Source organism: Metabacillus idriensis, assembly GCF_009674765.1.
GTDB classification, from domain to species: domain Bacteria; phylum Bacillota; class Bacilli; order Bacillales; family Bacillaceae; genus Bacillus_P; species Bacillus_P idriensis.
On sequence record NZ_WKKF01000002.1, the window covers coordinates 43,517 to 66,776 of the forward strand.

Consider the following 23,260-nt stretch of genomic DNA (forward strand, 5'->3'; position numbering starts at 1 on the left):
GATGAGCTTGCAATTCAGTGTTCTCGCAAGCGGAAGCACGGGCAATGCCACTTATATAGAAACAGATCAGCATTCATTGCTCGTTGATGCGGGATTCAGCGGTAAACAAATGGAAGTGCTGTTTCAGCTGATTGGGAAAAAAATCAATCAGTTATCCGGTATTCTTGTTACCCACGAGCACAGCGATCATATTAAAGGTTTGGGGATTCTTGCAAGAAAATACAAGCTGCCGATTTATGCAAATGAGAAAACGTGGAATGCAATGGAAGGGCTGATCGGAGCCATTCATCCCGATCAGAAGTTTATTTTCCAGACAGGCACCGTTCAGTCATTTGGAGGACTTGATGTAGAATCATTTGGCGTGTCGCATGATGCTGCTGAGCCGATGTTTTATGCTTTTCATCATGAAGACAAGAAACTGGCATTAATTACGGACACAGGGTACGTCAGTGACAGAATGAAGGGGATCATCAATAACGCGGATGCCTTTGTTTTTGAAAGCAACCATGATGTGGACATGCTCAGAATGGGGCACTATCCATGGAGTGTAAAACGCCGGATCCTGAGTGATGTCGGCCACGTTTCAAATGAAGATGCTGCCCTTGCAATGACCGATGTGATCGGAGACAAAACAAAAAGAATTTACCTGGCACATTTAAGCAAAGACAACAATATGAAAGAGCTCGCCAAAATGTCTGTACAGCAGACGCTTGCAAGCAAAGGATTCGTGTCCGGCGAACAGTTTGAACTGTACGATACAGATCCTAAAAACCCAACGCCCCTCGTGACTGTCTAAGATATAAAAATAGATTTTTTTGGATATCCTTGAGTATAATATTGCTAAGATATACACACTATTCATACAGGGTTTGTTTGTGTGAAAGGATGGGTGAAAAAGCGATGGGGTATTACGATCAGGACTATGAACAGAATAGTCGAAAACAAAAAGGAAACCGGGGCGGAAAGTTCCTGCCAGGCCTCCTTGGCGCTATTTTAGGAGGGCTTCTCGTCATTTTCTCCATTCCGGTGCTTGCGAATATGGACATCCTTCCATATGACCTGGCTTTAGGAGATGACGACGAGGAAACTGGCGAGGACCAGACTCCGAACGAAACCGAACCTTCCAAAAACATTTCAGTCGATGTAAGCACAGCTGTTACGCAAGCTGTCGACAAAGTCTCAAAAGCTGTTGTTGGCGTGGTGAATATTCAGGAAGCCGGCTTCTGGAATGAAAAAGGCGAAGCGGGAACAGGATCAGGCGTCATTTACAAAAAAGAAGGCGGCAATGCTTTCGTAGTCACCAACTATCATGTCATTGCCGGAGCCACTCAGATTGAACTGAGTTTAAGTGATGGAACCCGTGTGCCTGCTGAAGTCCTTGGAAGCGATGAGCTGATGGATCTGGCTGTTCTCAGAACAGAAAGCAAACAAGTGGAGCAAGTCGCGGAATTTGCAAATTCAGACGATGTAAAGCCAGGAGAACCCGTCATTGCCATCGGTAACCCTTTAGGCCTTCAATTTTCAGGATCTGTTACACAGGGCATCATTTCCGGTACAGAAAGGGCGATTCCCGTTGATTCCAATAATGACGGTGAGGTTGACTGGAACGCAGAAGTTCTTCAGACAGATGCAGCCATCAACCCTGGAAATAGCGGCGGAGCGCTTGTGAATATCGACGGAAAATTAATTGGCATCAACTCAATGAAAATTGCTCAATCAGCAGTAGAAGGCATTGGGCTAGCGATTCCAATTAATCTTGCTGCTCCAATCATTGATGACTTAGAAAAGTATGGTGAAGTCAGACGTCCATTCCTTGGCATCGGCATGCGTTCATTAAATGAAGTATCAAGCTACCATTGGGAGCAAACGCTGAAGCTTCCGGAGAATGTAAAGTCTGGTGTAGTGGTCATGAGTGTGAATCCAGCATCACCCGCAGGCCAGGCTGGACTGAAAGAGATGGATGTCATAACGGAATTTGACGGCAAAGAATTAAAAGACATCATCGACCTTAGAAAACAGTTATATAAGAAAGCTGTTGGAGAAAATGCAGAACTGGTTTTTTACCGCGAAGGGAAAAAACAATCAGTGAAGCTGAAACTTGGAGAAGAACAGGAGGGGTAATTTTCTCCTGTTTTTTCTTTGTACGAATAAATCCACATTGTGGATAACCGGAGGAAAAATATGAAATGCTGTGAAGAACACATCGAATTAGCGATAGATATGTATGTAGACGAGCATGAAATTGCGCCAGAAATCGAAAAAATCAGAGAAATCAACAAGTTATCCACAACCTGTGAATTGTGCACAAACCCTGCTGTATATATAGTGGGGAACTAATATTCGCACACTAGATGTGGATAAGTTGTGCACAAATGTGGATAAAATCTGTTGGTAATCTGTTCTTAAGTGGGGATAGCCTGTGAATATAACAATTTGTACAATCGGAAAGTTAAAAGAGAAATATCTAAGACAAGGAATCGACGAATTTTTAAAGCGTTTAACACCGTACGCAAAAGTCGACATCATCGAACTCCCGGACGAAAAAGCACCTGAAAACCTCAGCGAATCCGAAATGGAAATGGTCAAGCAAAAAGAAGGAGAACGCATTCTTTCGAAGATCTCAGATGACACTCATGTCATTGCGCTGGCGATAGAGGGGAAAATGAAATCGTCCGAGCAGCTTGCAGCTGATTTGGATCGTTTAGCTACATATGGGAAGAGCAAGGTGGCTTTTGTGATCGGTGGATCGCTAGGTCTGAGTAATGAGGTTATGAAGAGAGCGAATGATACGCTGTCTTTTTCGAAGATGACGTTTCCGCATCAGCTGATGAGATTGATTTTGGTGGAGCAGGTGTATCGGGCTTTTCGGATTAATCGGGGGGAACCGTATCATAAGTGAATGAGTTTCTTAAATAATTTCATTCTAGCGTTAATAAAACCAGCATTTTTAATAATGGGAAGTTGAAACCCACAGCATCCATCACGATAGAAAAATTTATCAAGAACCAGGCACTACAAAAAATTTTCATCATATATAGTTGATATCCGTTCGGATTTGATGAGGAGGATATCATGCAACCTTTGTTACCTATGGAAAAATATTTTGGGCAGTTTGAACTGGTGCATGCTTTTTATGGGGCTATGCCAACAGGTGTCAGCGTTTCCGAAACCGGTCGTATTTTTGTTTGCTTTCCGAAATGGGGAGACGACGTTCAATTTACTGTGGCGGAAATTGTTGAGGGTGATTTGCAGCCTTATCCCAGTTTAGAAACAAATTTGGTTAATACTGGGAATATTACGATGTCTTTCGTCAGTGTCCAAAGTATCGTTGCTGATGGAAGAGGAACACTTTGGGTACTAGATACAGGGGCACCAAATTTTTCTGAACCTATTCAAGGGGGAGCAAAATTAGTTGCTGTTGATTTAAGCACTAATACAATAAGGAGAGTATATACCTTTACAGAAGATGTTGTCTTGCCAACAACTTATCTGAATGATGTCCGTTTGGATTTTCGGGTTGGAAGAGCAGGCTATGCATATATAACGGATTCTTCTTCCAGAGGGCCAGGGGCTATTATCGTCGTAGATTTAGAAAATGGGAACGCGTTTAGACGGTTAAATGGGGCAATATCAACTTCACCTGATCCCTATTTTTTACCGAAAGTAGAAGGTGAAATTTTGATGAATCGAAACCCGGACGGCTCGACTTTCCCATTTAGATTGGCTTCCGATAGTTTAGCGATTTCTCCTGATGGAAAGGTTTTATTTTATGCTCCGCTAACCAGCCGTCAGCTGTTCTCGATCTCAACAGAAGACCTAAGAGACAGAAGGATACAGGACATGAATTTATCCCAATATGTGCAGTATTGGGGGGAAAAAGGTGCGTCTGATGGAATGATCACAGGCGCAAAAGGAACCGTTTATGCGGGAGACTATGAAAACAACAGTATCCGGAAGATATTGCCGAATGGCGCAATGGAAACCATCGCACATGACCCGAGAATTTTATGGCCGGATACTTTTTCGATTGGCCCCGATCAATACTTATATGTCATTGTGAATCAATTACATCGGCAAGCGAGATTTCATTATGGAAGAGACCTGCGGGAAAAACCATATAGTTTACTTCGTATGAGAATTGATGAATTCCCTGCTCCTACCTTTTCATAATAATCTTAAACGAAGGTAGCTATCCTCATCAGGGCGCTGCCTTTTTTGTCAGTTAAAATTATATTTTTTCAAAATTGTATATATTCCCGCAACTGTCCTATAATTAAGAGGCTGTTATGTAATTTAATTTTAAAAAATGAAACCTCATTTTAGATACACTACGTAGAACCGACAGCGGCCAGGTGATTAAGTGAGGCATTTCGCAATTGAGTGAAAACCAGTCTTGCATCACTTGGGATATTGAACGTCAAGAATTTATTGTACATGCCAATATTGTCAATTTCCCCTTGAACACCAGCAGCATAGGCTGCTTTAATGTTTTGTGGCGTTGTAACGAATGACTGTGATAGATCTTCAGGTATAGGTACCTGATAGCGTTCAAAAAGTGGCAGTAATGCGCTTATATGTCTCAATTCCGCTTTTTTGATTCGTGCAAATGTAGGAACATATCCCAATGTTCCTAGAATCGTATTATATCTTGCTTGAGCCAGATATTTGTCCTGAAGAGCATAAGTCAGCATTTGAGGGAAAGACAATGCAGAAGCATTTAATGCCCCTTACGGAATTTCGAACAAGGTCAGTTCACAAAGTGTTTTGAAGCTTAAAAAACGAGAAAGGAGAAAAAGTACTTGCTGGAAAAAATTGAAGATAAGAATTTGTTTATGATGTGCAAAGAGGTCCGCCGAGAGGCTTTTTCAGATATACCTGCTGGTTATTCTTTGCGATGCTGCAGGCCGGAGGAATTACCGACTTGGAAAAGGATGCAGTTTGATTCTGCAGAAGATAACGGATTTATGAATCAGTTTTTTCAACAAGTTTATGGCGGAAAGGAAGAGCAATTTTTTAAACGCTGCCTTTTCATTTGTGACAAGGAGAATCGTCCGGTCGGAACTTGTTTCATCTGGAAAGCTTACGGACAGATTTCCACTATCCATTGGTTTAAAATAGTGAAAGAACAGGAAGGAAAAGGTCTTGGACGAGCATTGTTGTCGGCTGTGATGAAACAAGCAGGAAAAGAAGACTATCCTGTTTTTCTTCATACACACCCTGGCAGCCTGCGGGCAATCAAGTTGTATAGTGATATGGGTTTTTCCTTGCTTACAGACCCGATTATTGGACATCGGATAAACGACTTGGAAGCCTGTTTGCCAATAATGAAGGATTACTTATCATCCGAGGCTTGGAACGGATTAACGCATGCACTAGCTCCTGCTTCCTTCCTGAAGATTGTAAAGGAATCGGAATCAGAAGAGTTTTAAGCAGTCCCTTTTACTCCAAAAAAATGCTTTATCTGGAGTTTGAAAGGTGATTTTTGTTATCCTCAGTCTTCTCCTGACTTACGAAAAACAGCCTTAAAACAAAAAAGAAGTACCAAAGAACACCCACCGTTCTTAGTACTTCTTTTACTTTGTATTACATCTAAGCCCTTCTCTTAACCCATCCGCAGCTTCTCTCCCCTAACAATCTCTTTCTGCTTTTGATCCAAGCGATAACTCAGGAAAGTCAACAGACTTGCGGCAATGGCAACGATTCCTCCAACCCAAGTTACATTCATTAGCTCCCCCTGATGGTATACGATTCCCCCCAGTGCGGAGCCGAATGCGATACCGACATTGCTTGCGACTGGCATCAATGAAGCGGCGAGTCCTGTTGCTTTCGGCTGATAAATACCGGCAAGGTCTATCAAATAAAGCTGGGTAGAAGTTGTTAAAAGGATGGCCATTAATGACATCAGGCCAATGTTAACCAATCCGAAAATCAAATTGTTTGTCGTCCAATATAAACTGATCAGAACAATGGCTTGCACGAGAAAAACAAATCTGAGCCGTCCGATCGCATTGCGGCTGGCAATTTTGCCTGCAAGTATGTTGCTGAAAATCGAAATGAATCCATAGCCGAACAGGATCAGACTGATGGAACTGCCTGGCTCTTCCATTTGTTTCAGGATTGGAACGAGATACGTAAAGACGGAATACGTTGCTCCAAATCCAAGGGACGGGATGAAAAAAGCCATTAAGATTCGTGGGTGTGTCAGCAGAGAGAATTGATCACGCATCGAACTGCGGGCTTGCTTTTGCAAATCAGGCAACACGAAGAAAGATGCTAAAAAGGCAACTCCCCCGAGAAGCGCGGTTAACGTAAAGGTTGCATTCCAGTTGTACCAGCCAGCGATTAGCGTGCCCAGTGGAACGCCAACCACATTTGCAAGGGTAAAGCCGCCAAATACAAAGGAGATGGCAAGGCTGCGTTTTGCGGTCGGCATGGTTTCACTGGCAACCATCATGGCAAGCGAGATCAACACTCCTGTGACAATGGCCGTCATCATTCGGAGTCCAAGGAGCAGGAGATAGCTTGATGATATGACGCATAGAGCATTCAGAATGATGAACGCTCCTATTAAAAACAGCATCCATTTGCGCTTTGGAAAATGGCTTGTTGCTGACATGACGAGCGGTGTGGCAACAGCAAACGTAATTGCAAAGGCAGAAACAAGAGTGCCGGCCTGTGAATTTGTTATCTGAAGACTCGAAGAAATATCGGTCAGGATCCCGACGATCACAAATTCGCTTGTCCCAAGAACAAATGTTAATAGAGAAAGTGTAAAAATAAGCAGCCAATGCTGCTTAGTCAATTCTAATGTTTCCATAATGGACCTTCCTTCTTAGATGAACATACTTGTATTTCACGGTAAATAAACAATTTAACTATGATACCATAGATCCGCTTTGCGAACGGAATAAAACATCTGGTAATTGCATGATGAATCTTCCTATTACATAGGTCAAAAGTCATCGGGAACCGTTTTAGCAGCTGTTGCATTGGAAGCACAAGAACCGTCCCGGTGCTTCAGGCATTTAACCTCTAATGTAAAGTTTGTACATCTAAATAAGAAAATGGATATTGACATAAAAATGATTTCGGTTACAATTGAGATTGAATATCAATTGCAATTATACATAGGGGAGTGTCAATGGTGAAGAAGTTCAGTCTTTTTATAAGTTTCATGCTTGTATTAGTACTAGCCTTAACTGGCTGCGTGAGCAGTACGGACAAAAATAATGAATCGAAAGAATCTGCAGGTAAAGAAAAAACTGAGGATCCAGGTGCGGTCAATGTTTATACAAGCCGTCATTATGAGGCAGACCAAGAGCTCTATAAAAAATTCGAAGAACAAACAGGCATTAAAGTAAATGTCGTTGAAGGTGAAGGCGATGAACTGATGGAGCGCTTAAGCATGGAAGGTGAAGCAACTGAAGCGGATGTGTACATCACGGCAGATGCAGGAAACCTTTATCAGGCAAAAGATCGTGAACTGCTTCAGGCTGTTGAGAGTGACGTTCTTGCTGAAAACATCCCGGAAAAACTTCGTGATGTCGACAATCAGTGGTTTGGTCTGACTAAACGCGCACGTGTCATTGTGTATGCGAAGGACCGCGTGAAACCGGAAGAGTTATCAACATATGAGGCTTTAACAGAGCCTGAATGGAAGGACCGCGTAGTCGTGAGATCTTCTGAGAATATGTACAATATGTCTCTTTTAGCATCATTCATTGATGTGATGGGTGCTGATAAAGCGAAGGAATGGGCAGCCGGCATTAAAGGAAACATGGCCCGTGATCCTGAGGGCGGTGACCGTGATCAGGCTAAAGCGGTAGTGGCCGGTGAAGCGGATGTTGCGATCATGAACACGTACTATTTAGGAGTTATGGCAAACGGTGAAGATGAAGAAGAACGCAAAGTAGCTGAAAATGTCGGTGTATTCTTCCCGAACCAGGAAACAACAGGTACACATATTAACGTAAGCGGCGCGGGTGTTACAAAGAACGCGAAAAATAAAGAAAATGCTGTGAAGTTCATTGAATTCCTGAGCGGCAAAGAAGCACAGGGTCAATTTGCGGAAGCAAACTACGAATACCCTGTAAACAAAAACGTTGAGCCTTCGGAATTCCTTAAGGCATGGGGAGATTTCAAGGAACAGGATGTGAACCTTTCTGTCCTTGGAGAAAATCAGCAGGAAGCGATTCGCATTTTCAACGAAGTAGGCTGGAAGTAAGCGGCTGTTGAATGTTAAATAAGAATGTTGTCCAGGTAAGAGGGGCTCTTGGCGGAGCCCTGATCCGGCAAAATATGGACAAATCATGAACCGAGGCACATGTTACAGGTGCCTCGGTTTTATTTATTGCAATTTAGTATTCTATTTGATAATGATTTTCATTATAATGAAGATGGATAAAGTAAGAGGTAACCGGTTTCATGAACAAAGGATGTGACAACAGTGAATCGATTCCATTGGTCAAGAGTGCGCCACAAAGGCTGGGCACTGACAAGTTTAGTACTAATCGCAATCATATTCATACCAAATATCATTATCGCAGTAAAATTCTTGACGGAACCTAACGAAAACTGGCTGCATATCCGGGAGTATTTACTAAAGGATTACTTGCAAAATTCAGTGATCATCGTCTTTTTTACCGCCTTGACGACCATGCTGATTGGAACAAGTCTGGCATGGCTGATTACGATCTACCAATTTCCGCTCCGGAATTTTTTGAAGTGGGCATTGATTTTGCCGTTGGCGATTCCGCCTTATATAGCTGCCTACACTTTTCATGGCATGCTGAACTATACGGGGTTTGTACAGTCTACCTTGCGCAACACTTTCGACGTACAGGTCAAGCAATCCTATTTTGATATGATGAGCATTCCAGGGGCTGTATTTATTTTTACAGTGACATTATTTCCTTACGTGTATGCTATCACGAGAAGTTTTTTTCAGAATTTATCCGCCTCGATTTTAGAAAATGCCCGATTACTTGGCGGAAATGATGCGGATACATTTTTCCATGTCGCGCTGCCTATTTCCAGAGCTGCGATTGTAGGCAGTGTGACTCTGGTTATCCTTGAAGTTCTGAATGATTACGGAGTGACAAGCTATTTCGGAATCCAAACGGTGAGTACCGCGATTTTTAAAACGTGGTATGGAATGATGGACCTGGATTCGGCACTAAAGCTTGCCGGAACACTGATGATTCTTGTCATGATCGTTTTAATGATAGAACGGATTCTTAGAGGCAGAAAGAAATTTTATGATCCTTCATCAAAGGTGAGGCCGATTCAGCCAAAAGTACTTACTGGCGCGAAAGCATGGTGGGTTTTTGCCTATTGCTTCGGTATTTTCACCCTAACGTTCATCATTCCCCTGCTGCAGCTGCTGCAGTGGGCGTTTATGACGTATGAGAACGTGTTTAACGCAGAATTTCTTCTGTTAGCGAAAAATTCAGTGTTTGTTGCAGGGATTGCTTCTTGTTTGATCATTGTTATCGCGTTGATCATTTCGAATTACACCCGCCTGCAGCCCGGGTTAGGAACGAAATTCATTTCACGGGTGACGACGCTTGGCTATTCGATACCTGGTGCGGCCATTGCAATTGCAATCATCACGATTTTTATTTCACTGGATCAATTCATTGTTTCGTTTTTGGCCCAGTTTGATCTGAAGCCTGAGTTTGTGCTCAGGACAACGCTTGTCATGTTGATTTTTGCTTATGTGATCAGGTTCCTGGCAATCGGCTTTAACAACATCGAGGCGGGATTTGAGAAGATCGGAAATCGCTATTCGGAGACTTCAAGTGTGCTCGGAGCTTCAACGTTAAAGACATTCTTCCGCATCGACCTTCCCCTGCTGCGCGGAGCGGCCGTCAGCGGATTTATCTTGGTGTTTGTGGACATTTTAAAAGAACTGCCTTTAACCTTGTTCCTGCAGCCGTTTAATTTTTCAACTCTCGCTACACAGGCGTTTAAATACGCGAATGATGAACGTGTTCAGGAAGCTTCTGTTGCTTCCCTGCTCATTATTTTCATCAGCGCGCTGTGCATCTTTCTTTTTCACCGCGTACTTGATAAGGAGGCAAAATGATGTATATCCAAATCAGAGACCTGCAGTTTCAATATAAACATGGAAATCGTAATACGCTTGAACGTATTCAGATTGAGATCGAACGTGGAGAGATCATTTCCATTCTCGGGAAAAGCGGCAGCGGCAAAAGCACGCTCCTGCGCATCATTGCGGGGCTTGAAAATCCTTCTGGAGGAAGCCTTGAGGTGAATGGAGAGGTGATGTTTAATTCCTCTACATTTATTGCGCCTGAGAAGCGCGGAATCGGGGTAGTGTTTCAGGATTATGCCCTGTTTCCCCATATGACCGTCGGACAAAACATCATGTACGGCCTGCGGAAAATGAGCAGAAAGAAAAAACAGGAGCGTCTGGAGGAAATGCTTGATTTAGTGAATTTAGCAGACTACAGGCAGCGATATCCCTACGAACTGAGCGGAGGACAGCAGCAGCGGGTGGCACTGGCGAGGGCGCTTGCACCAGCACCGTCCTTACTGCTGCTTGATGAACCGTTCAGTAACCTGGATGCGGATCTTCAGGAAAAAATCCGTGATGAACTGAAAGATGTGCTGAAGAAAACCGGCATCACGTCTATTCTTGTGACACATGACGTCGCTGATGCCGAAGCCATTGCTGACCGCATCTTCTACATGAATGAGGGCATACTCGCTGATCATGCCCGCGAACTGGCAGGAGTTAACGGATAAAAAAGCAGGAGAAACTTGAGACTGACCGTAAGCAAATCGAACTCTCTCAATAAAAGCCAAAAATAGACATCTATTTTTGGCTTTTTGTCATTCTATTATACAACCGTCCCAGCTTCAGACAAGACCTTCTTTTCCCCGCCCAGCTCCGGATGCACCTTCCGCACGACACTTGGTCTTGCTAAAACCACAACCACCCCAATAAGGATTGCCGCTGAAGCAACCAGGATGTACTGACCCGGTACGGCGTCGTACAGGAATCCAAACAAAATCATCCCGAGCGGCATGAGGGCCATGGCCATGGTTTCGATGAGGGAGAAGACGCGGCCTTTGTAGTCGTCTTCGATCATTTTTTGCATCATGACCTGGATGGGTGTGTTGACGATGATAATCATGGAGCCGAAGCTGAACATGAGGATGAGATAGAAGGTGAATATGGTCCAGTAGGACATGGAAACCATTAATGGCAGCGCAATGGCTCCCATGATGATGCCCATTGCGAGTATGCCGCGTTTTGAGACGAGAAAGGGATACTTGACTTCTTTTCGGACTGAGAAGTAAATGGATAAGACAAGCATGCCGATGGCGAAGGCTCCTTGGGTGAATCCGAAATGCTTTGATGCAAGGTTTAATTTTTCAATTAAGACGTAGGAGTAGCCTACTTCAAATGCCCCGAACAGGAAGTTGATGATGAGGGAGAGCCAGATCAGGGTCATGAGTACCTGCTTTGTTTTCAGATAGCGCACGCCTGCTCTCATACTCTGCCACATGGATTCCTCTGGCTTCCCTTCGGCCTCTGTTTTACGTTTTGCGAAGAGAGTGAAATTCATGGTGGATTCAAGGATAACAGCTATGATGGAAGCGGCGATGTAGATGACCAGAAAGATTTCCATTGAAACGGCTCCATATAATAAGCCGCCGGCTGCCGGACTGCCGATGGCGGCAAAGGACATGGCGATTTGGTTTAAAGACATCGCCCTTTGGATGCGTGCTTCGTCGACTAAGCCGGTAATCGAGGACGTGAACGTGACAGAAGAGAATGAGGATGCGATGGCCAGGATGCTTGTTGTAATATAGATGGCGGTTAGTGAGAGTCCGTATGTCAGGCTTACGTAAAGAAGTCCGCTGATGGCAAGGGTAGTCGAGATCTGTGCGAGGATGACGATTTTTTTCCGTGAGTATTTGTCTGCGACATAGCCTGCAAAGGGTGAAATCAGCGTTCGCGGCAGAATGTTGCAGAGCAGGTTTGCGGCAAAGCTTGCGGCCGATCCGGTGATCTGCAAGATGTGGAAGCTGATGGCAAAGGCATACACCTGTGCGCCAAACGATGAGATGAGCTTGCTGATGGTGAATGTGAACAAATGGTAAGTCGCCATTTTCAACTTTTTACTTTCATCCATTAAAAACCCTCCATATACAAAAAAAAGTTTAATTTAATTAAACAAATTATAACGCAGTCAGCTCTTCCATTTCAAGGAAAAGTTTAATAAAATTAAACTAATGAGATTAATTGGGGTGTTAACCATGCTTGGGGAAAGAATACGAAAACTGCGGAAGCAAAAAAAGCTGACACTTGAAGAGCTTGCGGGATCGGAGCTTACGAAAGGAATGCTCAGCCTGATTGAAAACAATAAAGCGAATCCGTCCATGGAAAGCCTGGCTTATATAGCAAAGCGTCTTGAGGTGGATGTGTCACAGCTGGTAAATGAGGTCAACGTGGTTGAGCTGAGAGAAGTGCTGGATAAGGCAGAGAATTTATACAGTATGAACAAGGAAGACCCAGCCGGTAAGTATGAAAAACTCATCCAGCTTATAGAGCCGCATATCCATAAGCTCCATCAGGGATATGAAGCTGCAAGGCTGCTGGACCTCTACGGGCGAAGTTTGTACCGGGAAGAGAAGGAATGGAAGGAGCCAATTGATAAAGCTGCGGCACTGTATGAGCAGATGAACATTACACAAAAGCGGGCAAGTATCGGACTTTTTCGGGGAATTGTTCCTTTTATCGGGCATCATTACGAAAAAGCATTGGAAGTTTTGCTTTTTGAGCGAAGTGAGATCGAAAAAAGGTTTACATACATTGACCCGATTACAAGGCTGGATTTAGATTATCATGAAGCGGTCCTTCACTTTGCTGTCGGCAACACAGAATCTGCAAAACGCGTGATGAATAATGCGATTGCCTTTTCAAAAGAAAATAAGACGTTTTACTTAATTGATGATTTGTACCGGCTGGCAGCTGCTTCTGCACAAATGGCTGAGGACGCAGAGCTGTATAACTACTACATCATGAAATTGAAGCAGTATGCTGAATTCTCAGAAGATGAAGGATCCTGGTTAAGCTATCATATTTTCAGCATCGAATCCCTCATTTCGGTCAAGAACGATTACCATTCCGCACTGGAGATCATCCATTCGTACTTAGAGGATTCTGAGTCCACCCTGAAATTCAAGGAATGGTTCTATCTTGAAAAAGGGAAAGCCTTGCATGGGCTCGGGGAATATGAGGAGGCCATCCGGTATTTGGATCAAGCGGAAGTTCCGCCCTACCATCACCACCCGTTTGATTTGTCTCAATTTTACCTGAAGGATACGTACAAAGCCCTTTGCTATGAAAAGCTTGGTGATTCAGAAAAAGCATTGGAGGCCGCCAGGACAGCGGTGGAACAGTTTGAGGCGATGCCGGATTCGCCGTATAAGGAATTTAGTAAGAAGACGTATGATGAGCTTGGCGGGAAGGGTGGGTAAACCTTCTAATAGGAAGATAACCTGTATTCATTGACAAACCCATCCCCACCCTCTACAATTAATCATTATTCAGAAATACTCAAATTTAAAATAAAGCAAGCTATGATGGCTGTGGATCACACTACAGCAGGAGCAGCTTCTGGAGAGACCGCTTGGTTAGCGGCGCCGAAGGGTTCACAATCTCAGGCAAAAGGACAGAAGGGTATGGAATTGGGGTTTGTCGCGCCTGTTTTTTTGGGAGCGGCAGCTGCTGTTTTGGTATTCTTCTAAAGAGATTGGGATTCTTCCAGTCTCTTTTTTTATTGGGTTTTTTTACATCTTAGAAGGAGGAGTTCAGAATGGCACAGCAGGAATTAAAGAGAGATTTGGCGAACCGCCATGTGCAGCTGATTGCAATTGGCGGTACGATTGGGACGGGGTTGTTTTTGGGTTCGGGCAAGGCGATTCAGCTTGCGGGACCATCTATTATATTCGCTTATTTGATTGTTGGGATTGCGTTGTTTTTTATGATGAGGGCGCTTGGGGAGCTGCTGCTGTCAAAAGCGGGCTATCAGTCGTTTACGGATATTGCGGAGGACTATCTTGGACCGCGGGCTGCGTTTGTGACAGGATGGACGTATTGGTTCTGCTGGATTATGACGGCGATGGCTGATGTGATTGCGGTAGGTGTTTACGTGCAATATTGGTTTGACATTCCGCAGTGGGTTCCGGCACTTGTCTGTTTGCTTCTTTTACTTGGGTTCAATCTTTTGACGGTGAAGCTCTTTGGGGAATTGGAGTTTTGGTTTGCTTTGATTAAGGTGGTTACGATTCTGGCGTTAATTGTGATTGGGGCTGTTTTGCTTGTGGTGGGATTTCAGACAGATGCGGGAGCAGTTTCGGTGAATAATCTGTGGGAGCATGGCGGCCTGTTTCCTAACGGGGTGACCGGATTTTTGCTTTCGTTCCAGATGGTTGTGTTTGCGTTTGTCGGAGTGGAATTGGTCGGAGTTTCGGCGGCGGAAACATCCAATCCGAGAAAAAATATTCCGTCTGCCATTAATAAAATTCCGTTCCGAATTTTGTTTTTCTATGTCGGCGCTCTGATTGTCCTGCTTTGCATCAATCCATGGACGCAATTAAATGCGGCGGAGAGTCCTTTTGTGAAGACATTCAGCTTAATCGGCATTCCGCTTGCGGCAGGGATCATTAATTTTGTTGTTCTGACTTCAGCTGCGTCTGCCTGCAACAGCGGGCTGTTTTCGACTAGCCGGATTCTGTTTACTTTAAGCAAAAGTGACCAGGCGCCTGCACCTTTTAGGAAACTGACTAAAAATCATGTGCCTGGGAACGCGCTTTGGATATCTGCACTTGTCGTTTCAGCGGGAGCACTCCTGAGCAAGCTGATTCCGGAGCAGGCTTTTGGCATCGTAACGACAATCAGTGCCATCTGTTTTATCTGGGTGTGGAGCGTTATTCTGATCTGCCATATAAAATATCGAAAAAACCGTCCGGATCTGCATGAGAAGTCAGCATTTAAAGCACCGCTTGCTCCGTTCATCAACTATGCGGTTCTGACGCTGTTTGGGATGATTTTAATCGTGATGCTCGTTGCGGATGCTACCCGTCCGGCGTTATTGCTGACGCCTCTGTGGTTTATTCTATTATTTATACTGTATTTATCTAAAAGAGATCCCTTGCCGTAACTTGCAAGGGTTTTTTCAGTCTATCCTTCAAAACCCCCCTCCCCGTTTTCAAGCTTCAGCAGTGTCTGTTCCTGGCCGCTTTTTTACGGTCACCTCCAGCTTTTTTCCATTGAGATACATCACGTAGAACCTTATCATAAGTAATACCGCAAATGAAAAGCTGTCAATCTAACAACAACTTCAAACCAAAGCCATAGCTCATACAAGATACTGAGTTATGGCCTTGGTTTTTAAGCTGTATAGACCTTGTAAACCAACTTCTCCCTTTTGTAAAAACCCAAAATAGTTTATAATTATCAGATAATAGTAAAATTTAATCTATTCATAATAGACTGTGATAAACTTATAAGTGAAAAGAAAAGTGTATGTTCCAAGGTGGTGCCTTGCTTTTTGAAACACCTAAGGAGGCGCCTGCTCGTTTTTGCAAATTTAGGGGATAAGGATGGGTAGCATGAGCAGCTTACAGAACAAAACAGACGTGATATTGATTGGGGCCGGAGTCATGAGTGCGACTTTGGGATCATTATTAAAAGAGTTAGCACCGGAATGGGAAATCAAAGTGTTTGAGAAGCTCGCAAGCGCAGGGGAAGAAAGCTCGAATGAATGGAATAACGCGGGTACGGGCCATGCTGCACTGTGTGAGCTAAACTATACATCGGAGAAATCGGACGGATCTGTAGATATTAGCAAAGCTGTAAAGATTAATGAACAGTTTCAGCTTTCCAGACAGTTTTGGTCTTATCTTGTAAACAGCAATCTGATTCGTAATCCGCAGGACTTTATCATGCCAATTCCTCATATGAGTTTTGTTGAAGGGGAAAAAAATGTAGCGTTTTTGAAAAAGCGTTTGGAAGCGTTGTCAGAAAATCCTCTGTTTCAAGGGATGGAGTTTTCCGATAATCCAGAAAAACTGAAGGAATGGATTCCGCTTATGATGGAAGGCCGGACATCGAATGAGCCGATAGCGGCAACAAAAATCGATTCTGGAACGGATGTTAACTTTGGTGCTTTAACACGCATGCTGTTTGATTACTTGAAGACTAAAAATGTTGAGATCAACTACAAGCATAGCGTTGAGGATATGAAACGCACCAGTGATGGCTCGTGGGAATTGAAAGTGCGGAATGTCGACAGTGGTACTGTTGAACACCATACTGCTAAATTCGTCTTTATCGGCGGCGGGGGCGGAAGTCTGCCATTGCTGCAAAAAACCGGTATTCCTGAGTCAAAACATATTGGTGGATTCCCGGTAAGCGGACTATTTTTAGTGTGCAAAAATCCGGAAGTTGTCGCGCAGCATCATGCAAAAGTATACGGTAAAGCTAAGGTTGGTGCGCCTCCAATGTCTGTTCCGCATCTTGATACAAGATATATCGACAACAAAAAAACATTGCTGTTTGGACCGTTTGCCGGGTTCTCGCCAAAGTTTTTAAAAACGGGTTCGAATTTGGATTTGATCGGTTCAGTCAAACCGAATAATGTCGTTACGATGCTCGCAGCAGGCGTTAAAGAGATGGCTTTAACAAAATACCTGATCCAGCAAGTCCTGTTATCGAATGAAAAGCGCATGGAAGAATTACGAGAGTTTATTCCGAACGCTAAAAGCGAGGATTGGGATATCGTAGTAGCGGGCCAACGTGTACAAGTTATCAAAGATACAGATGCCGGTAAAGGAACACTTCAATTCGGTACGGAAGTTGTCAGTGCCGCAGATGGTTCGGTTGCTGCATTACTCGGCGCTTCTCCGGGTGCTTCCACTGCTGTTCACGTAATGCTTGAAGTATTTAAAAAATGCTTCCCGCAGCATATGAAAGAGTGGGAACCGAAAATAAAAGAAATGATACCTTCTTATGGTGTGTCACTAGTGAACAGCCCAGAGCTTTTCCAAGAAATTGATGCTTCAACCGCACAGACACTTGGTTTAAGTAAAAAAGAACTGGTCTATAGTTAATTCTTTGGATTTAGAAACAAAGGCCTGCGTAATGAAATTGTTCAAAGCCAGGTACAAAAATTGAAAAAGCAAAAAAATTAGAGGATGAACCGAAGCTAATGAAAAGTTCGGCTCATCCTCTTTCTATTTACCATTCTTTCGGCTCGTAATTTAATTCACTGAATAGCTGAGTGCGTTCTTTTTTTGATAGATCTCTCCACTGACCAGGGGGAAGGTTTCCTAAATGGATATTCATGATTCGGACTCTCTGCAGTCTTAAAACTTGGTATCCGAGCTCTTCGCACATACGGCGGATTTGGCGGTTCAGTCCTTGTTTTAAGATGATTTTAAAGTCATATTTTGAAAGCTGTTCTACTTCGCAAGGAAGTGTTTTTGTCCCTAAGATTTTCACGCCGCTTGCCATTTTCTCCAGAAATTCAGGCGTGATCGGCTTGTCTACTGAAACGTTATATTCTTTTTCATGAGCATTTTCTACACGAAGAATTTCGTTTACAATGTCTCCGTCGTTTGTGAGAAGGATTAAGCCATCGGAGTCTTTATCCAGACGTCCAATATTATAAATTCGCAAAGGGTGATTGACTAGATCAATGATATTTCCTTTTACGTTTTTTTCTGTTGTACTTGTAATGCCTACAGGTTTATTAAGCGCGATGTAAACATTATTTCTAGAGACTTGGATAGCGCTCCCGCTAACCCGGACATCGTCCCCGGGCTCAACCCGGTCCCCAATTTTCGCTTTTCTTCCATTGATCGTGACTCTTCCTTCTTCAATTAATTTATCGGCGCCTCGTCTGGACGCTTTTCCAGATTCACTGATAAATTTATTAATACGCATGCATATCACAGCCTTAAGTGAGAATTGTATAGTTAAGAATACCTTAAGTATTACCTTGTTCTCAAGTGCTATTTATAACCTCGCTGTCTTTAATAACTGCAAAATTCTTTCTGTTTTCATGGATGATTTATGATATGTTGAAATTCTTCACTAATAATGACATCATATAAAAGTTCCTTACCTATAAATCATTTCCCAAAGGATAACTCTGTAAAAGTACTGATTTATTTGCACTTAAGAATAGATTTTTGAGAAAAAACCTTAAAAGCAGCTTTGCATTTTGCGTCTGCCCTAAGGATAGAGAAATTTTTTAATAGAAAGGGGTTAATTGCTTATGAAATACTTTAAATCACAGATGAAACAGCTGATCAAAGAAAATAAGGAATTGCAAGATAAGCTGAATGGATTGATGAATGAACATAGCCTTGAGAAAAACTTTGCCCTCAAAGCCCTATATCATTCAGAGGTTGCGGAAGGCGGAAAATATCAGCTTGCCTATCAAGCGCTGGACTTGCCTAAAAGATAGGTCTTTTTTGCAAAGAAAATAATCCAAATTATAAGACTGTTGAGATGCCTCAACCGCTTTTTATTATGGTTTTAGTCATATTTTTATTCGGTCAATTTTTCAGAAGTCCAAAGACATCCGCTTCATAAAAGCCGCTGCGACGGATTTTATTTGTGGCTTCTCCTTTTAGGACCAGTAGATGAAGAGAATCATAAAACGAGTAGCCGGACTCCAATTTCAATGTTTAAAATCGTAAAAATCTATATAATATAGGAAAAGATCATTTCGAAAACGAGGTGACATATGCAAGTCATTTGCGAAAAAAGAACCTATTCAAGAGAGTTTCACTCACATCAGCATGACTTTGGGCAGTTTCTTTTTCCCCTTCAAGGAACTCTTGAGATTCAAACGGATAGGCAGGAGCTGCACCTGAGCGGAGATGCTTGCTTTTACATACCGCCAGACTTCACTCATCACTATCGTTCTACAGACAGGAATGAATTTCTGATTTTGGACATTCCAACTCATTATTTGCAAGGCAAAACGGAGAGTATGTATCTAAAGCTTGATCAGCAATGGTCCTCCATCCGGTTTTTGCTGCTGGAAGAGGCCGGCAGCCATCAGGGAGGATTGAATGAACTCACAAGATATGTAGCTCAAAAACTGCAGAAGTCCCTTTCTCCTTCCATTACGTATCTTCATCAGCAATATAAGCGTCCGATCAAAATGGAAACCCTGGCGGAGATCGAACATTATCATCCTGTCTATTATTCAGCCTGGTTTAAAGAGAAAACAGGGAAAAGTCCAAAGGCCTATATCTCTGAGCTGCGGATGAATGAAGCAAAGCGGCTATTAATGGGGACTTCCTGGCCAATATCAAGCATCAGCGAAGAGGTAGGGTTTGAGAATGTTTCTTCCTTTACGAGATGGTTCACAAGCTGCGAGGGCATTTCTCCTAAAGCATACAGAAAAATGAATATCTGATAAAAAGAACCTTAAACTTGGTAAAGAAAAACGGTCTGTTCTTCTTTATGATGATGATATAGGTTCTTTTTTATTGGGGTGAAAACGATGAAGGAAAAATTGGCTCCGCTGTGGGTCCTGCTCGCAGGCGTATTATGGGGAACAACCGGTACGGCACAGACTTATGCTCCAGAAGCTGCACATCCGATTGCCGTCGGGGCGGCGCGTCTTGCGGTTGGAGGTATCTCCTTATTGATTATTGTTCTAATGCTCGGTCAGTTAAATCTGCGTAATTGGCCAATCAAGGTGACATTCGCTGCAGCTTTATGTATGGCTGCCTATCAGCCGTTATTTTTCACAGCGGTTCAAATAACCGGAGTGGCAGTCGGTACTGTTATCGCTATTGGAAGCGCCCCCCTTCTATCGGGTGCCCTGGAGTGGCTGGTGCTGAAGAAAAATCCATCAAGAGGCTGGTGGTACTCAACCTTTCTATCAATCTTTGGATGTATCTTGCTATTTTCAAATAATGACTCAATGAGTGCTGCTCCATCTGGTATTATCATGGCTCTCGGGGCCGGTTTATCCTTTGCTGTTTATACACTGGTCAGCAGGCGGCTTGTGCAGAATTATCCTTCTTTATCGGTTGTAGCGGTTGTTTTTACTCTCAGTGCGGTCTTTTTATCTCCATTTCTCTTTCTATATGACATGAGTTGGATTACGGAGCCTGAGGGGCTCTCGGTAAGTCTCCATTTGGGCATTATGTCGACGGGTATTGCCTACCTTCTTTTTGCCAAAGCCCTTTACTACGTTCCTTCCTCAACAGCGGTCACGCTCGCATTGGCAGAACCTTTAACTGCTGCTTTGCTGGGTGTGCTGCTGGTTGGGGAAAAGCTGGATTTCGTTTCTTGGGCGGGCGTATCTTGTTTGTTGGCGGGGATTGGGATTTTGGTGGTTTTGAGAGCTAAGTAAAAAGAGGAAGTATCTGTAAGTTGATGATTGATTACCTCAAAACGAATGACAAGAACAAGAAAAACTCCAGCCAACCAGCTGGAGTTTCTCTTACAATGCCTCTTTAATCACTTTTTTAGAATACAGCACAGACAGCACTCCAAAGATCGAGTAAAGCACCGTATACAATCCCATAACAATAATCATCGGAGTCCAAACCTCAGCTCCAAATAAAAACCATCCAGACTGCACGGCGAAATAACTGTGCAGCAATCCAATGATTAGTGGAATTCCAAAGTTGAAGAGCTGTTTGGCTTGTATGCCTTTCAGCAAGTCTCCCTGTGTAAAGCCAAGTTTTCGCAAGATGGTGTAATTCGGTTTTTCTTCTTCGCTTTCACCCATTTGTTTAAAGTAAAGGATGCACCCTGATGTTACCAGGAAGGACAGCCCAAGGAAGCCGACGATGAACATGGCCATTCCCATGTTGCGCTTCTGGCTGTTCAGAACTTCAAGCTGGGAATCGTTTGGGGCGTTTTCACCCAGTTTTAAGGATGTGAAAATGGTATTTGCTTCTTTTCCTTCTTCCTGGTCCGGTATTTCAACAGCAATATAAGTAGATGTCGGCTGCTGAACATCAGGATTCATATCTTCTTTCAGCTGCTTAAAGACCGTATCATCGACAATGGCTGTCGGCATTCCCCCGGATGTGAAATACCAGGACACTGGAGAATCTTTTTCCATACCCAAGTAAGTTTGCGGGATTTTTGTTGTTTTTCCAAGAAGAGTAACGGTTCCGCTTTCATCAAGCGGCATGAATTTTTGCAGCAGGTCGCTGTAGCCTGTGAAGATCGTTTCTTCCTTAGAAAGTTCTTTTCCTGCCGCTTTTTCACTTATGACAGGAAGAGTCATCTTGCTCGGATCATAATTCAGCCCTTCAAGTTTGGCGCTGAAAATGTCGCTGATATCCACTTCTGCCATTACGATATCAGTAGATTCCGTGTCATATCCTATCCCAGCAGAATCCAAAGCTTTTTCAAACTGAGCAGCATCTTCGCTTTCAGTAAAGGAAAAGTCAGCAGGCACTTGGTTCTGTGCGGTTTTTTCTGCTGAGTAATAAGAGATGTAGCTCAAGGACAGCAACCCGATCGCAAGTGATGAGACCGTCGTAATGATTGTCAGCAGCAGGGCATTTGATTTCATCCGGAACATGATGGATGAAAGAGACAGAACCTCGCCAACCTTCAAATAGCCATCTTTTTTCTTTCTGATGAGATGGAAAATAAAGCTGACAGACCCTTTGTAAAAAAGATAGGTTCCAAGGATAACAGAACCGAGAATAAATAGCATGGCGCCATATAGGGCCATCATGGATTTAAAGTCTCCGCCAAAAAGCTTAGAGGAAACATAGTACCCTGCAGCAATCATCATGATGCCCAGGATGCCAATAGACATTTCGAAAAAGGACATCTTTTTCACTTTCTCTTCTGCTGATGAGAGCACTCTGAACAGCGAGAGGATGCTCTGTCTTTTAATAAACAGATAGTTCATCAGCATGATGAGAAGGTATATGATTATGAAGACAATCAGTGTCTGCATGAAGGCCTGGGCGGAAAAGTGGAGTTTAGCTACCTCATCCACCCCAGTAATTTTGAATAAGATCATCATCACTAATTTTGATGCCGCAAAACCTGCGAAAATACCAAGAACAAGAGATCCAAAGTACAGCAGGAAGTTTTCTGCCGTTAAAAGGCGGAAAATCTTATGCTTTGTCATTCCGATCAGCTGAAACAGTCCAATCTCTTTGCTGCGGCGTTTAATGAAAATGTTATTGGCGTAGAGCAAAAAAATCGTCACGATGGCAATCAGCAGGACAGATGCAGCCCGGATGCCGGCCCCTCCTTTGATGGAACCTTCTACCGCGTCCATAGAAGGGTCATATTGCAAGGTGACAAAAGCAAAATACAGGGCCACGCTGAAAATGAGGGCAAAAATATAGAGATAGTAGTTTTTTATATTTTTTTTCAGGTTTTTGATAATCAGCTGATTAACGTTCATCCTGAACACCGCCCAGAACGCCTTGCGTTTTCATGATGTCTTTAAAGAATTCCTGCCTTGTCTGACCGCCTTTGTTTAACTGAGTATAGATCTGTCCGTCTTTTATAAAGATGACTCTGCTGCAGTAGCTTGCAGCAGCAGGGTCATGTGTGACCATGACAATGGTTGCTTTTCGTTTTTCATTAAGCTCGGTCAATTTATTCAGCAGGTCAGCAGCCGATTTAGAATCGAGTGCGCCTGTTGGTTCATCGGCAAAAATAATGCTTGGTTCATGAATAAAGGCCCGTGCTGCAGAAGTACGCTGTTTCTGGCCGCCGGAAATTTCGTTCGGATACTTGTCTATTAGCTCGCAGATGCCGAGTTCATTTGCCAATGCCTGAAATTTTTGGTCCGCTTCTTTCTTAGGAACCTTAGAAATAGAAAGCGGCAGCAGGATATTTTCTTTCACTGTCAGTGTGTCCAGAAGGTTATAATCCTGAAAAATAAAGCCGAGATGATGCTTTCTGAATTCAGCAAGCTCCTTTTCCTTCATGCCCGTCATTTCTTTCTTTTCAATTTGAATGGTCCCGCCGCTCACTTTATCAATCGAAGACAGGACGTTCAGCAGCGTTGTTTTGCCTGAACCGGATGCACCCATGATGCTGACAAATTCGCCTTCTTGTATCGAAAGGTCAATCCCTTTAAGGACTTCCTGTTTATTAAACTTATTTCCGTAGCTTTTATGGAGCTTTGATGCTTCTAATATCGCCATACTTGCTTCCTCCTCTTCATTCATTACCTTTATTATAAAAAGGAGAAAGGTC

The 23,260-nt window shown here is 43.3% G+C and carries 20 protein-coding genes, 1 pseudogene and 1 riboswitch; of the genes and pseudogenes, 15 read left to right on the plus strand and 6 right to left on the minus strand.

Annotation, left to right across the window (positions count from 1 at the left end):
• Position 1 precedes the first annotated feature (1 nt).
• The 5 genes from GJU41_RS08560 to GJU41_RS08580 all read left to right on the plus strand — a co-directional run bounded on the left by GJU41_RS08560 (position 2) and on the right by GJU41_RS08580 (position 4,170).
• Entirely contained in the window at positions 2–796 is a 795-nt protein-coding gene (locus GJU41_RS08560) for an MBL fold metallo-hydrolase (protein ID WP_070878892.1), read from the plus strand.
• Positions 797–900: 104 nt separating this feature from the next.
• Positions 901–2,121 carry a S1C family serine protease gene (locus GJU41_RS08565; protein WP_070878891.1) on the plus strand — a complete coding sequence of 407 codons (1,221 nt, stop codon included), beginning with the start codon at positions 901–903 and terminating at the stop codon, positions 2,119–2,121.
• A gap of 60 nt (positions 2,122–2,181) precedes the next feature.
• The gene (locus GJU41_RS08570) at positions 2,182–2,337 is read left to right on the plus strand and encodes a CxxH/CxxC protein (protein ID WP_070878890.1); all 156 of its coding nucleotides are present in this window, start codon (positions 2,182–2,184) and stop codon (positions 2,335–2,337) included.
• Between the two features lie 82 nt (positions 2,338–2,419).
• Positions 2,420–2,899, plus strand: coding sequence for a 23S rRNA (pseudouridine(1915)-N(3))-methyltransferase RlmH (gene rlmH, locus GJU41_RS08575; protein WP_070878889.1), 480 nt, complete (start codon positions 2,420–2,422; stop codon positions 2,897–2,899).
• 173 nt (positions 2,900–3,072) lie between these two features.
• The gene (locus GJU41_RS08580; RefSeq protein ID WP_070878888.1) at positions 3,073–4,170 is read left to right on the plus strand and encodes an L-dopachrome tautomerase-related protein; all 1,098 of its coding nucleotides are present in this window, start codon (positions 3,073–3,075) and stop codon (positions 4,168–4,170) included.
• A gap of 158 nt (positions 4,171–4,328) precedes the next feature.
• On the opposite strand, the pseudogene GJU41_RS08585 reads toward GJU41_RS08580, so the two are convergent.
• Positions 4,329–4,727 (minus strand): annotated as a pseudogene (locus tag GJU41_RS08585) (ferritin-like domain-containing protein); the annotation flags it as partial.
• A gap of 72 nt (positions 4,728–4,799) precedes the next feature.
• Here GJU41_RS08585 and GJU41_RS08590 point away from each other — a divergent pair.
• A complete protein-coding gene (locus GJU41_RS08590; RefSeq protein ID WP_154318363.1) occupies positions 4,800–5,429 on the plus strand; it encodes a GNAT family N-acetyltransferase in 630 nt (209 codons plus the stop codon).
• A 173-nt stretch (positions 5,430–5,602) separates the two neighbouring features.
• On the opposite strand, the gene GJU41_RS08595 is transcribed toward GJU41_RS08590, so the two are convergent.
• Positions 5,603–6,817 carry an MFS transporter gene (locus GJU41_RS08595; protein WP_154318364.1) on the minus strand — a complete coding sequence of 405 codons (1,215 nt, stop codon included), beginning with the start codon at positions 6,815–6,817 and terminating at the stop codon, positions 5,603–5,605.
• Positions 6,818–7,144: 327 nt separating this feature from the next.
• On the opposite strand from GJU41_RS08595, the gene GJU41_RS08600 reads away from it, so the two are divergent.
• The 3 genes from GJU41_RS08600 (at position 7,145) to GJU41_RS08610 (ending at position 10,770) form a co-directional block, all read left to right on the plus strand.
• Complete coding sequence (locus GJU41_RS08600) at positions 7,145–8,224, plus strand: Fe(3+) ABC transporter substrate-binding protein (RefSeq protein WP_396653218.1); 1,080 nt, start codon at positions 7,145–7,147, stop codon at positions 8,222–8,224.
• A 222-nt stretch (positions 8,225–8,446) separates the two neighbouring features.
• A complete protein-coding gene (locus GJU41_RS08605) occupies positions 8,447–10,087 on the plus strand; it encodes an ABC transporter permease (protein WP_170292752.1) in 1,641 nt (546 codons plus the stop codon).
• Positions 10,087–10,770, plus strand: a complete 684-nt coding sequence (locus GJU41_RS08610; RefSeq protein ID WP_154318366.1) for an ABC transporter ATP-binding protein — start codon at positions 10,087–10,089, stop codon at positions 10,768–10,770. The genes GJU41_RS08605 and GJU41_RS08610 overlap by 1 nt, the downstream gene beginning before the upstream one ends.
• A 95-nt stretch (positions 10,771–10,865) precedes the next feature.
• On the opposite strand, the gene GJU41_RS08615 is transcribed toward GJU41_RS08610, so the two are convergent.
• On the minus strand, positions 10,866–12,167 hold the full coding sequence (locus tag GJU41_RS08615) for an MFS transporter (RefSeq protein WP_154318367.1): 1,302 nt from the start codon (positions 12,165–12,167) through the stop codon (positions 10,866–10,868).
• 124 nt (positions 12,168–12,291) lie between these two features.
• Here GJU41_RS08615 and GJU41_RS08620 point away from each other — a divergent pair, with 124 nt between their 5' ends.
• The 3 genes from GJU41_RS08620 to GJU41_RS08630 all read left to right on the plus strand — a co-directional run bounded on the left by GJU41_RS08620 (position 12,292) and on the right by GJU41_RS08630 (position 17,151).
• Positions 12,292–13,515, plus strand: coding sequence for a helix-turn-helix transcriptional regulator (locus tag GJU41_RS08620; protein ID WP_154318368.1), 1,224 nt, complete (start codon positions 12,292–12,294; stop codon positions 13,513–13,515).
• A 129-nt stretch (positions 13,516–13,644) separates the two neighbouring features.
• A riboswitch (glycine riboswitch) is annotated at positions 13,645–13,723 on the plus strand.
• 130 nt (positions 13,724–13,853) lie between these two features.
• A complete protein-coding gene (locus GJU41_RS08625; protein ID WP_070878880.1) occupies positions 13,854–15,200 on the plus strand; it encodes an amino acid permease in 1,347 nt (448 codons plus the stop codon).
• Positions 15,201–15,651: 451 nt separating this feature from the next.
• Positions 15,652–17,151: a malate:quinone oxidoreductase gene (locus GJU41_RS08630; RefSeq protein ID WP_070878937.1), complete on the plus strand. Its 1,500-nt coding sequence runs from the start codon at positions 15,652–15,654 to the stop codon at positions 17,149–17,151.
• A gap of 127 nt (positions 17,152–17,278) precedes the next feature.
• Here GJU41_RS08630 and rluF read toward each other — a convergent pair whose 3' ends face one another.
• Entirely contained in the window at positions 17,279–17,986 is a 708-nt protein-coding gene (gene rluF / locus GJU41_RS08635) for a 23S rRNA pseudouridine(2604) synthase RluF (RefSeq protein ID WP_070878879.1), read from the minus strand.
• 334 nt (positions 17,987–18,320) lie between these two features.
• Here rluF and GJU41_RS08640 point away from each other — a divergent pair, with 334 nt between their 5' ends.
• The 3 genes from GJU41_RS08640 to GJU41_RS08650 all read left to right on the plus strand — a co-directional run bounded on the left by GJU41_RS08640 (position 18,321) and on the right by GJU41_RS08650 (position 20,423).
• Positions 18,321–18,512, plus strand: a complete 192-nt coding sequence (locus tag GJU41_RS08640; RefSeq protein WP_070878878.1) for a hypothetical protein — start codon at positions 18,321–18,323, stop codon at positions 18,510–18,512.
• 282 nt (positions 18,513–18,794) lie between these two features.
• Entirely contained in the window at positions 18,795–19,475 is a 681-nt protein-coding gene (locus GJU41_RS08645; RefSeq protein ID WP_070878877.1) for a helix-turn-helix transcriptional regulator, read from the plus strand.
• A gap of 99 nt (positions 19,476–19,574) precedes the next feature.
• On the plus strand, positions 19,575–20,423 hold the full coding sequence (locus GJU41_RS08650; RefSeq protein ID WP_318185446.1) for an EamA family transporter: 849 nt from the start codon (positions 19,575–19,577) through the stop codon (positions 20,421–20,423).
• Positions 20,424–20,513: 90 nt separating this feature from the next.
• On the opposite strand, the gene GJU41_RS08655 is transcribed toward GJU41_RS08650, so the two are convergent.
• Both GJU41_RS08655 and GJU41_RS08660 read right to left on the minus strand, forming a co-directional pair.
• Positions 20,514–22,457, minus strand: coding sequence for an ABC transporter permease (locus GJU41_RS08655; protein ID WP_154318369.1), 1,944 nt, complete (start codon positions 22,455–22,457; stop codon positions 20,514–20,516).
• Positions 22,447–23,208, minus strand: a complete 762-nt coding sequence (locus GJU41_RS08660; RefSeq protein ID WP_154318370.1) for an ABC transporter ATP-binding protein — start codon at positions 23,206–23,208, stop codon at positions 22,447–22,449. The genes GJU41_RS08655 and GJU41_RS08660 overlap by 11 nt, the downstream gene beginning before the upstream one ends.
• Between the last annotated feature and the right edge of the window lie 52 nt (positions 23,209–23,260).